This window comes from Kluyvera sp. (genome assembly GCF_965301105.1).
Genome location: NZ_CBDKZX010000104.1, coordinates 1 through 10,184, shown reverse-complemented (window position 1 = coordinate 10,184; position 10,184 = coordinate 1). Strand labels below are relative to the sequence as shown.

The window sequence follows — 10,184 nt, the reverse complement described above, 5'->3', positions numbered from 1 at the left end:
CAAGCGACATCCTGTTAGAAAAGGGCTGGCCGAAAGGCTGGCCCTTTTTTTATCCTCAAACGCACCATGCGTTAACATTTGGTTGTTAAATCATTTACAATGCCCTCATTCATTGGAGGGTAGTGTGAGCGGCAGAGCATCCAACATCACAGCACTGAAACAGTGGGCCGCCAGGCTTGCGCTGTTGGCTATGGCGCTGATTATCTTTGCTCCGCTGGTCTCTGTGTCGCTACAGCAATCGCCGATGAGCGCGATGCCTGGTATGCACCATGACATGACCATGCCGATGCCCACTCATCATTCGATGCCGGACAGCATGCCCATCGACCACGGTGAGGCCTGTGGCTACTGCGTGCTGTTGGCCCATGTTCCCGGCATGATGCTGGCGCTGTGCGTACTGCTGTGCGCGCTGTTGCTGCGCGTGACGATTACCGCTTTCCCGCCTCTGGTGACCCACTGGCGCTATTTCCCCTGGCTCTTCCCCGATACCCGCGCGCCGCCGCATTTGTCTGCTTTACCTGCTTAAAAATGATAAATGACGCCTTAGCGTCACACCTCTTTTCGCATGTATGAAGGAAGAGTATGACAACCTGCACCTCGCGGGCGGCCTGGGTGCACCTGCTGCGCCGCCTGCATTTTTTTATCGGTCTGTTTGTTGGGCCATTTATTTTCGTCGCGGCCCTGACGGGCACACTGTATGTCGCCACGCCGCAGCTAGAGAACCTGCTGTATCGCGATGCGCTACACGGCACCGTTGGCGGAGAGCGGCAGCCAATAGCCGTGCAGATTGCGGCTGCGGAACGCGCATTGAATACGCCGTTGCGTCTGAGCGCCGTTCGACCTGCGTTGGAAGCGGGTGAAACCACACGCGTGATGTTTGCCGATCCGGCGCTTCAGGCCTCGGAAAATCGCGCCATCTTTGTTGATCCGGTAACGTTGGCGGTGAAAGGCGATATGACGGTCTATGGCACCAGCGGTATTTTACCGCTGCGTCAGTGGATTGATTATGCGCATCGCTCGCTGCTGCTGGGGGATATGGGGCGTTTGTACAGCGAGCTGGCCGCCTCGTGGATGTGGGTGGCGGCGTTGGGGGGAATCGTTCTTTGGGCCTTTACCCGCCCTAAGCGGCGCATTAAAAATCGTCTGCAGAATACGCGCCGCGTTCATGTCACCCTTGGCTGGTGTCTACTGGCGGGGATGCTGCTGTTCTCCGCCACTGGCTTAACCTGGTCGCAGTGGGCCGGAGGGAATGTCGATAAGCTGCGCGCTGCTTTTGGTTGGCTGACACCGCAGGTCAATACCCAACTGCACGGCGGTGAGATGATGGCGATGGATCCTCATGCGGAGCATCGCGGCCATGCTGACGAGATGATGCCGCATGCCTCGCCGATCGCCTGGGATCGGATCGATGCCGTCCTTAACGTTGCTCAGCGCGGCGGCATCGATGCAACCCATCTGGAGATCCGCCCGCCGCGCAGCGCCGATCGCGCGTGGACGGTAACTGAGATCGACCGACGCTGGCCCACGCAGGTCGATGCCGTAGCGGTCGATCCGCACTCTCTGGCGATTATCGACTACACGCAGTTTGCTGATTTCCCGCTGATGGCAAAGCTCACGCGCTGGGGTGTTGATTTCCATATGGGGATCCTGTTCGGTTTACCAAACCAGCTTTTGTTGATCGCCTTTGGGCTGGCGCTGTGCGTGGCGATTGTGATGGGCTATCGGCTCTGGTGGATTAAACGTCCAGCTCAGATATCGATCAGCCCGCTGCAAACGCTGACGCAAAGCTGGCTGGCATTGGCGCTGCCTGCGCGTACTGTAACACTTGTCGTCACCGTGGCACTTGGTCTGGCGTTGCCGGTGATGGGGGCAAGTTTGCTGCTGTTTGTTGCCATTGACTGGGGGCGCTGGCGCAGCAGGGTCGCACAGGGATTATCGCGCGTAGCTGAATAGCGCGCTTAACTCAGGGTGAACGCATTGGCGTTCGCCCTTTTTTATACCTCTTAATTAAAAGTGTAATTATTATTGTACACTTTAACGGCGATTATTTTGCCGTTAATAGGGTGGTGTAAATAATAATTTACGTATTTTGGATTGATATCTTTACTCGTTGTGATATTGTGAGTTCACCTCATTGAGGAAACAACTATCGCAAACGAGCCATAACAGGTAATGCCATCATGCAAAAAGACGCGCTGAACAACGTAAATATCGCCGATGAACAGGTTTTGATCACCCCGGATCAGCTGAAAGCTGAATTCCCGCTCACCGTTGAGCAGGAAGCGCAAATCGCCCAGTCACGTAAAACGATTTCTGACATTATCTCCGGTCGCGATCCGCGTCTGTTGGTAGTGTGTGGGCCTTGCTCCATCCACGATCCTGAAGCTGCCATCGAATATGCGCGTCGATTTAAAACACTGGCGGAAGAGGTCAGCGATAGCCTCTACCTGGTGATGCGCGTCTATTTTGAGAAGCCGCGTACCACCGTCGGCTGGAAAGGGCTTATCAACGATCCGCACATGGATGGCTCGTTTGATGTGGAAGGCGGACTGAAAATTGCCCGTCGTCTGTTGGTTGAACTGGTCAGCATGGGGCTGCCGCTGGCAACCGAAGCGCTGGATCCGAACAGCCCGCAGTACCTGGGCGATCTGTTCAGCTGGTCAGCGATTGGCGCGCGTACCACAGAATCACAAACTCACCGCGAAATGGCTTCTGGCCTGTCAATGCCGGTCGGTTTCAAAAACGGCACCGATGGCTCGCTGGCGACCGCGATCAACGCGATGCGCGCTGCGGCGATGCCGCACCGTTTCGTGGGTATCAACCAGGCCGGTCAGGTTTGCCTGCTGCGCACTCAGGGCAACCCGGATGGTCACGTAATTCTGCGCGGCGGTAAAAAGCCGAACTACGGCCCGGAAGATGTCGCGCAGTGTGAAAAAGAGATGGAACAGGCGGGACTGCGCGCATCGCTGATGGTAGATTGCAGTCATGGTAATTCCAATAAAGACTACCGTCGTCAGCCTGCGGTAGCGGAATCCGTTGTCGCGCAGATCAAGGACGGTAACCGTTCCATTATTGGTCTGATGATTGAAAGCAATATTCACGAAGGCAATCAGTCTTCCGAGCAGCCGCGCTGTGACATGAAATACGGCGTATCGGTAACCGATGCATGCATCAGCTGGGAAACGACCGATGCGCTGCTGCGTGAGCTCGACAAGGATTTACGCGGCCATCTGGCGGCTCGTCTGGCGTAAGAGGATTGTATGGTTGCTGAACTGACCGCGCTACGCGATCAAATTGATGAAGTGGATAAGGCGCTGCTGAACCTGCTGGCGAAGCGTCTGGAACTGGTGGCGGAAGTTGGCGAAGTCAAAAGCCAGTACGGCCTGCCGATTTATGTTCCGGAACGTGAGGCTTCAATGCTGGCTTCGCGTCGCAAAGAGGCTGCCGCATTAGGCGTGCCGCCGGATTTGATTGAAGACGTGCTGCGTCGGGTGATGCGCGAGTCCTACTCCAGCGAAAACGACAAAGGCTTCAAAACGCTCTGTCCGTCGCTGCGCCCGGTGGTGATTGTCGGCGGCGGCGGCCAGATGGGGCGGCTGTTTGAAAAAATGCTGACCCTGTCCGGCTACCAGGTGCGGACGTTGGAAAAAGAAGACTGGGCAAACGCGCCAGAAATGGTGGCGGATGCCGGTATGGTCATCGTCAGCGTGCCAATCCATGTGACTGAACAGGTGATTGCGAAGCTGCCGCCATTACCTGCGGACTGCATTCTGGTGGATCTGGCCTCGGTGAAAGCCGGGCCGATTCAGGCGATGCTGTCGGCACATTCGGGGCCTGTTGTGGGGCTGCACCCGATGTTTGGCCCTGACAGCGGCAGCCTGGCCAAACAGGTGGTGGTCTACTGCGATGGTCGCCAGCCTGAAGCCTATCAGTGGTTCCTTGAGCAGATTCAGGTTTGGGGCGCGCGTTTGCACCGTATCAGCGCGGTTGAGCATGACCAGAATATGGCGTTTATCCAGGCGCTGCGTCACTTTGCGACTTTCGCCTATGGCCTGCATCTGGCGGAAGAGAACGTGCAGCTGGAACAACTGCTGGCGCTCTCTTCACCGATCTACCGCCTGGAGCTGGCGATGGTAGGCCGTCTGTTTGCCCAGGATCCGCAGCTGTACGCCGACATTATTATGTCGTCCGGCAACAACCTGGCGCTGATCAAACGCTACTACCAGCGTTTTGGCGAGGCAATTGGCCTGCTGGAGCAGGGCGATAAGCAGGCGTTTATCGACAGCTTCCGTAAGGTGGAACACTGGTTCGGCGACTACGCGCAGCGTTTCCAGAGTGAGAGCCGCGTCCTGTTACGCCAGGCGAATGACAGTCGGCAGTAATCGAAAACTGTATATACTTGAAAGCCAGGGGAAATCCTCTGGCTTTTTTTATGGGATGAAGACGATGGCTGAAGCAAACCTGCTGTTTGATTACACCGGACATCTGCCGGAATGCCCGACCTGGAGTGACGCCGAGCAGGCGTTGTACTGGGCGGACATCATGGAGTGTGAAATTCACCGCTATGTGCCCGCAACGGGCGACCACCAGATCTTACAGTTCCCGGAAGAGGTGGGCTGTTTTGCGCTGCGGGAGAAGGGGGGCTTTATCGTCGCGCTACGCAGCGCAATCTGGCTTGCCGATAGCCGCGGTCTGCTCCAGCATAAAATCTGCGATAATCCAAGCAATCCACAGCTGGCGCGCTTTAATGACGGTGGCACCGATCGCGATGGACGTTTTTATGCCGGTACCTTCTGGGGGCCGGGTGATTACAACGGTGCGCTGTTGGTGAGGGTCGATAACCAACTGAGGCCAAAGGTGATTCAGTGTGATATTCACGGCGCGAACGGTCTGGCATTCAGCGCGGATAAACGCTGGATGTACACCTCGGATACGCCGAACGGGGTGATTTATCGTACGCCGTTGGACGCCGACGGCGAGCCGGGAACTCGGGAGATTTTCCGCTTGTTTAAAGACGGTGAGGGGATCCCGGACGGCGCGGCCATCGATGAAGAAGGCTGTTACTGGAGCGCGATGTTTGACGGCTGGCGAGTGGCTCGCTTCTCGCCAACGGGAGAGCAGCTTGCGGAATATCGTCTGCCGGTGCGTTGCCCGACAATGGTCTGTTTCGGTGGCGCGGATATGCGTACGCTGTTTATTACCACGACGCGTGAGAATATGTCGGCTGATGAGGTGGCGAAGTATCCACTGTCCGGCGCTATCTTCACCCTGCCTGTGGCGGTGGCAGGGATGAAGAAACGGCCTTTTATCGAACGTTAGACCGGGTCGACCGGTACGACGTTTTCGCTTGGGTAGCAACCCAGCACTTTCATCGAGCGGGTAATACCGGAAAGCTCTTTCAGCGCCTTTTGCATCGGCAGCGCGTCCAGGTTCGCCTGGACGTCGAGATAAAACATCTCTTCCCACGGATTGCCGTGAATCGGGCGCGATTCGAGCTTGGTCATGATCAGGTTGTGATTACGCAATACCAGCAGCGCTTCAACCAGCGCACCGGCCTGCTGCCCGGTGGCGATCAGCAGGGTGGTTTTCGCTGGCACCTGGTCGGAGACGTTCACCGCCTTGCGCGCCAGAACCAGAAAACGTGTGATGTTCTGCGTCTGATTTGCCTGGCAGTGTTCCAGCACCTGCAAACCATACAGCTTGCCGCCGGCTTCGCTACCCAGCGCCGCGACGGTTGGTGAGTTGGCCTGCGCCACTTTCTCCATTGCTGCCGAGGTGCTCTCGGTGTACTCAATTTTCCACTGCGGATAATGGCTCAGGAACTGGCTGCACTGCTGGAACGGTTGCGGGTGGCTATACACCATCTCAATGGTGTCGAGTGTGGTTGTACCGTTTACCAGCACGCAGTGGTCGATAGGGACCGTCATTTCACCCACGATCGACAGGCTGGTGTGTTGCAGCAGGTCGTAGACGTCGTTAATACCGCCGGAGCTGGTGTTTTCAATCGGCACCACGGCGTAGTCAGCCTGGCCGGTCTCAACCTGGTTAAAGATATCGGCAAACTTCAGGCAGCCGCTTTCGATGAACTGCTCAAAGTGGCGGGCCGCGTACTGGCGGGCCGCCAGATGAGAGTAGGAACCTTTCGGGCCAAGAAACGCGATACGCGCTGAATGTGGGTTAATCTTATTCAGGTGCTGCTGGAGCAGCGTTTGCTGGGTAAGCACGGAATCTTCAATGATGAGCTGGAACAGGCGGGTGATGTAGTGCGCGTCAAGCTGGTGGGTTTTGCCCAGCGTAATCAAGCGCTCCAGCAGATCACGCTCGCGATCGATGTCGCGGACCGGGCGGTGAGAGGCCAGCTTGGCTTTACCGACCTCAATAGCCAGACCACGGCGCTCGGCCAGCAGGCTCACTAATTTCTCATCAAGGGCGCTTATCTTATCGCGTATCGCCAGTAACGGGTTTTCCGAAGTCATCATGTTTGCCTTTCTTGTTATCAATAAAAAAGGCCCCCCGGTGTGGGAGGCCTTATTGTTCGTCTTCGCATTCTTTATCACACGACGAAACGCCTCCCATTCAGGGGAAGGTAAAAAAGAATGCGAAGAAAAACGGTAGAAGTTTCACTATCAGGTTAAATCCTTAGCGTGATGAGGTTTTACAGTACTCGTTCTGTTTTCGTTCTGTCAATAAAAAACGCGCCCGAAGGCGCGTTGGCGATACACATTAAAGTACAAAGTTCAGTTTACTCTTCTTCAACTTCTTCTACGAAGCTTGCGTCTTTCACCGACGTTGCGGCGCGACGGGCTTCCCCTTTGTGTTGCACCTTATTGAGCTGCCGTTCCAGCTTGTTGATCAATTCGTTAATGGCGGTATACATATCTTCATGTTTCGCACTGGCGACCAGATGCCCGTTCGGGGTGTTCATCGTGGCGTCCGCTACAAATCCCTGTGGCTCTTTGGACAGAATGATATGCGGGTTGATTAAGTGGGTTTGCCATTTTTCCAATTTTGCGAGACGGTCTGCGACATGCTGGCGAATAGCCGGAGTAATTTCCATTTGTTTACTGGTAATGTTCATTGTCATAAATTTTACCTCTTGTCTTTCCGTCTTGGTGATTCCAGCATACCTCGGATTTGCTTAAAATGTGTGATAAAGATCACATTATTTTGTCGCTTTTTGTCAGCGCATTCATTTTGTGAGTCAAGACAGGAAGAAGTGATTTTTTACTTGTCGATTCGGGAAAATACAGCCATATTTGATAGGATGACCTAGCGCTAAACCGCTTCAGCAAGTCATTAAAACGAATAAAAAAACGGCAGCCATCGGGCTGCCGTTTTGCTTTCTAAGGGGTTTGAATCAGGACTGAGTGCTTTTGCCGTTGGCGGCAATGATTTTCGCGACTTTATCAGCCTGTGCCGTCATCTGCATTTCGCGGTAGGCATTTTCCATCTTCGGCAGAGCATCGCGAGTCGCCTGAGTATCCGGGAAGTTACGCATCATGTTTTCGACGCGGTTTACGACAGCAACCCACGCGCCGCGGGCGGTGTAGTAATCAACAACGGAAAGTTCATACTTCGCCAGACGGTCTTTCAGGAAGATAAGACGTTTGTTGGCGTCGGTGACGTATTGACTGTTCGGGTAGCCGCGCACCAGCTTCGAGAAGTCGTTAAATGCGTCACGGGCGTGCTGCGGATCGCGGTCGGAGCGGTCTACGCCAAAGAAGCCCTGCAGCGCGCTATCGTCCAGCGCCATGTTGGTTAAGCCGCGCATGTACATCACGTAGTCGATGTTCGGGTGCGTCGGGTTCAGACGAATGAAACGGTCAATTGCGGCCTGAGCCAGCGGCAGATCGGCATTTTTGTAGTATGCGTAGATCAGATCCAGCTGTACCTGTTGAGAATATGGCCCGAACGGATAGCGGTTATCCAACGCTTCCAGTTGCGTTATTGCCTGTTTCCAGTTACCGTCCTGCAGCTTTTGCTGAGCAGTTGCGTAGATTTCATTAGGCGGATTATCAGGAACCTCTTCCTTTGAACCAGAGCACCCCGCCAAAGCCAGGCTCAACGTGGCCGCTGCCACCAGATATTTCATGCGCGTCATGACGTTTTGACTTTCCTCAAAATGTTTATACGGGATATTCACAGTTCCTGTTCCCGATTAAGACCAGCTACAATAGCACACTATATTAAACGGCGAAGCCGTAAAAACCCAACGTTAACGAAGAAGCTGTATATGGCACAACGAGTACAACTCACCGCAACGGTGTCCGAGTCACAACTCGGTCAACGCTTAGATCAGGCTTTGGCCGAAATGTTCCCTGATTATTCGCGATCGCGCATAAAAGAGTGGATCCTCGACCAGCGCGTTCAGGTCAATGGCAAAGTTTCAGACAAGCCGAAAGAAAAAGTCATGGGTGGCGAGTCCGTCGCTATCGATGCTGAAATCGACGAAGAGATCCGCTTTGAAGCGCAGGATATCCCACTCGATATTGTATATGAAGATGATGATATCCTCGTCATCAATAAGCCGCGCGACCTGGTCGTTCACCCGGGCGCTGGTAACCCGGATGGCACGGTGCTGAATGCGCTGCTGCATTACTATCCGCCGATTGCCGATGTGCCGCGTGCGGGCATCGTCCACCGTCTGGATAAAGACACCACCGGTTTAATGGTGGTGGCCAAAACCGTTCCGGCGCAAACACGCCTGGTTGAATCACTGCAGCTGCGCGAGATTACCCGCGAGTATGAAGCGGTGGCGATTGGTCACATGACTGCGGGCGGTACCGTTGAGGAACCGATTAGCCGTCACCCGACCAAACGTACGCACATGGCGGTTCACCCGATGGGGAAACCGGCGGTAACGCACTATCGTATTATGGAACACTTCCGTGTGCACACGCGTCTGCGGCTGCGTCTGGAAACCGGGCGTACGCACCAGATCCGCGTGCACATGGCGCACATCACCCATCCGCTGGTGGGCGATCAGGTCTACGGTGGCCGTCCGCGTCCGCCAAAAGGCGCGTCGGATGAGTTCATTTCCGTACTGCGTAAGTTTGACCGCCAGGCGCTGCATGCGACTATGCTGCGTCTCTATCACCCGATCTCGGGGATTGAAATGGAATGGCATGCGCCTATCCCGCAGGATATGGTCGATTTGATCGCCGCGATGCGTGCCGACTTTGAAGAACATAAGGATGACGTAGACTGGTTATGACCAAAATCATTGTCCCGGAATGGCCGCTGCCGCAAGGCGTGGCCGCCTGTAGTTCAACGCGCGTCGGTGGCGTCAGTGAAGGCGCGTGGGATTCTCTGAATCTCGGCGCTCACTGTGGTGATAATCCCGAACACGTTGAGGAGAACCGTAAGCGTATGTTTGCGGCGGGCCAACTGCCGTCGAAACCGGTGTGGCTGGAGCAGGTGCACGGTAAAGATGTGCTGCATCTGACCGGCGAGCCTTATGCTTCGAAGCGTGCGGATGCCTCCTACAGTAATACGCCCGGGACAGTGTGCGCGGTGATGACGGCGGATTGCCTTCCGGTTCTGTTTTGCAATAAAGCAGGAACGGAAGTGGCCGCGGCACATGCGGGCTGGCGCGGTTTATGCGACGGCGTGCTGGAAGAGACCGTTGCCAGCTTCAAAGACACTCCTGAAAATATCCTTGCCTGGTTTGGCCCGGCGATTGGTCCACAGGCTTTTGAAGTCGGCCCGGAAGTGCGTGAAGCGTTTATGGCCAAAGACGCCAACGCGGTTAGCGCATTTCGTCCAGCAGGCGAAAAATATTATGCCGACATCTACCTTTTGGCGCGTCAGCGTTTAGGGAATATTGGCGTCACCGCCGTCTTTGGCGGCGACCGCTGTACTTTCAGCGAAAAGGATGATTTTTTCTCTTATCGCCGCGACCGTATTACGGGTCGTATGGCAAGTTTCATCTGGCTGATATAACCTATAGAATCAAGACGATCCAGAAGGCAGACATTTTTTTCTCATAGACCAGGTCATTTAACCTTGAATAATTGAGGGATGACCTCATTTAATCTCCTGTAGCAAAATTGACCTATATATGGGAGGAGTCATGCGTCTGGATCGTCTTACCAATAAATTCCAGCTTGCTCTTGCCGATGCTCAGTCACTCGCACTGGGGCACGACAACCAATTTATCGAACCTCTTCATTTAATGAGCGCCT

12 protein-coding genes and 1 other annotated feature are annotated in these 10,184 nt (G+C 54.8%); of the genes, 8 read left to right on the top strand and 4 right to left on the bottom strand.

What is annotated here, in order from left to right:
* The first annotated feature begins 124 nt into the window (after positions 1 to 124).
* The 5 genes from ACW14G_RS20750 (at position 125) to ACW14G_RS20730 (ending at position 5,319) form a co-directional block, all read left to right on the top strand.
* A complete protein-coding gene (locus ACW14G_RS20750; RefSeq protein ID WP_283164038.1) occupies positions 125 to 526 on the top strand; it encodes a DUF2946 domain-containing protein in 402 nt (133 codons plus the stop codon).
* A 56-nt stretch (positions 527 to 582) separates the two neighbouring features.
* On the top strand, positions 583 to 1,953 hold the full coding sequence (locus ACW14G_RS20745) for a PepSY-associated TM helix domain-containing protein (RefSeq protein WP_249022866.1): 1,371 nt from the start codon (positions 583 to 585) through the stop codon (positions 1,951 to 1,953).
* Positions 1,954 to 2,180: 227 nt separating this feature from the next.
* The gene (gene aroF, locus ACW14G_RS20740; protein ID WP_064543372.1) at positions 2,181 to 3,251 is read left to right on the top strand and encodes a 3-deoxy-7-phosphoheptulonate synthase AroF; all 1,071 of its coding nucleotides are present in this window, start codon (positions 2,181 to 2,183) and stop codon (positions 3,249 to 3,251) included.
* Positions 3,252 to 3,260: 9 nt separating this feature from the next.
* A complete protein-coding gene (gene tyrA, locus ACW14G_RS20735; protein WP_167575208.1) occupies positions 3,261 to 4,382 on the top strand; it encodes a bifunctional chorismate mutase/prephenate dehydrogenase in 1,122 nt (373 codons plus the stop codon).
* Positions 4,383 to 4,446: 64 nt separating this feature from the next.
* Complete coding sequence (locus ACW14G_RS20730; RefSeq protein ID WP_167575209.1) at positions 4,447 to 5,319, top strand: SMP-30/gluconolactonase/LRE family protein; 873 nt, start codon at positions 4,447 to 4,449, stop codon at positions 5,317 to 5,319.
* Here the strand turns inward: ACW14G_RS20730 and pheA are convergent.
* From pheA to bamD, 4 genes are all read right to left on the bottom strand, one after another.
* Positions 5,316 to 6,476: a bifunctional chorismate mutase/prephenate dehydratase gene (pheA, locus tag ACW14G_RS20725; protein ID WP_249023292.1), complete on the bottom strand. Its 1,161-nt coding sequence runs from the start codon at positions 6,474 to 6,476 to the stop codon at positions 5,316 to 5,318. The genes ACW14G_RS20730 and pheA overlap by 4 nt on opposite strands.
* 23 nt (positions 6,477 to 6,499) lie before the next feature.
* Positions 6,500 to 6,625, bottom strand: a sequence feature (Phe leader region).
* Complete coding sequence (pheL, locus tag ACW14G_RS20720) at positions 6,577 to 6,624, bottom strand: pheA operon leader peptide PheL (protein ID WP_121497579.1); 48 nt, start codon at positions 6,622 to 6,624, stop codon at positions 6,577 to 6,579. It overlaps the preceding feature by 48 nt.
* Positions 6,626 to 6,742: 117 nt before the next feature.
* On the bottom strand, positions 6,743 to 7,084 hold the full coding sequence (gene raiA / locus ACW14G_RS20715; protein WP_064543378.1) for a ribosome-associated translation inhibitor RaiA: 342 nt from the start codon (positions 7,082 to 7,084) through the stop codon (positions 6,743 to 6,745).
* A 273-nt stretch (positions 7,085 to 7,357) separates the two neighbouring features.
* The gene (gene bamD / locus ACW14G_RS20710) at positions 7,358 to 8,101 is read right to left on the bottom strand and encodes an outer membrane protein assembly factor BamD (protein ID WP_064543397.1); all 744 of its coding nucleotides are present in this window, start codon (positions 8,099 to 8,101) and stop codon (positions 7,358 to 7,360) included.
* Between the two features lie 132 nt (positions 8,102 to 8,233).
* On the opposite strand from bamD, the gene rluD reads away from it, so the two are divergent.
* The 3 genes from rluD to ACW14G_RS20695 all read left to right on the top strand — a co-directional run.
* On the top strand, positions 8,234 to 9,214 hold the full coding sequence (gene rluD / locus ACW14G_RS20705) for a 23S rRNA pseudouridine(1911/1915/1917) synthase RluD (protein WP_163448362.1): 981 nt from the start codon (positions 8,234 to 8,236) through the stop codon (positions 9,212 to 9,214).
* A complete protein-coding gene (gene yfiH, locus ACW14G_RS20700; protein WP_249022867.1) occupies positions 9,211 to 9,942 on the top strand; it encodes a purine nucleoside phosphorylase YfiH in 732 nt (243 codons plus the stop codon). Before rluD ends, yfiH begins: the two co-directional genes overlap by 4 nt.
* A 130-nt stretch (positions 9,943 to 10,072) precedes the next feature.
* The coding region (locus tag ACW14G_RS20695; RefSeq protein WP_455648758.1) for a Clp protease N-terminal domain-containing protein at positions 10,073 to 10,184 on the top strand (112 nt) is incomplete at its 3' end.

Excerpts from the sequence above, each read along its gene's own strand:
- ACW14G_RS20745 (WP_249022866.1), top strand. The coding sequence starts at position 583 with ATGACAACCTGCACCTCGCGGGCGGCCTGGGTGCACCTGCTGCGCCGC.
- aroF (WP_064543372.1), top strand. The coding sequence starts at position 2,181 with ATGCAAAAAGACGCGCTGAACAACGTAAATATCGCCGATGAACAGGTT.
- tyrA (WP_167575208.1), top strand. The coding sequence starts at position 3,261 with ATGGTTGCTGAACTGACCGCGCTACGCGATCAAATTGATGAAGTGGAT.
- ACW14G_RS20730 (WP_167575209.1), top strand. The coding sequence starts at position 4,447 with ATGGCTGAAGCAAACCTGCTGTTTGATTACACCGGACATCTGCCGGAA.
- pheA (WP_249023292.1), bottom strand. The coding sequence starts at position 6,476 with ATGACTTCGGAAAACCCGTTACTGGCGATACGCGATAAGATAAGCGCC.
- raiA (WP_064543378.1), bottom strand. The coding sequence starts at position 7,084 with ATGACAATGAACATTACCAGTAAACAAATGGAAATTACTCCGGCTATT.
- bamD (WP_064543397.1), bottom strand. The coding sequence starts at position 8,101 with ATGACGCGCATGAAATATCTGGTGGCAGCGGCCACGTTGAGCCTGGCT.
- rluD (WP_163448362.1), top strand. The coding sequence starts at position 8,234 with ATGGCACAACGAGTACAACTCACCGCAACGGTGTCCGAGTCACAACTC.
- yfiH (WP_249022867.1), top strand. The coding sequence starts at position 9,211 with ATGACCAAAATCATTGTCCCGGAATGGCCGCTGCCGCAAGGCGTGGCC.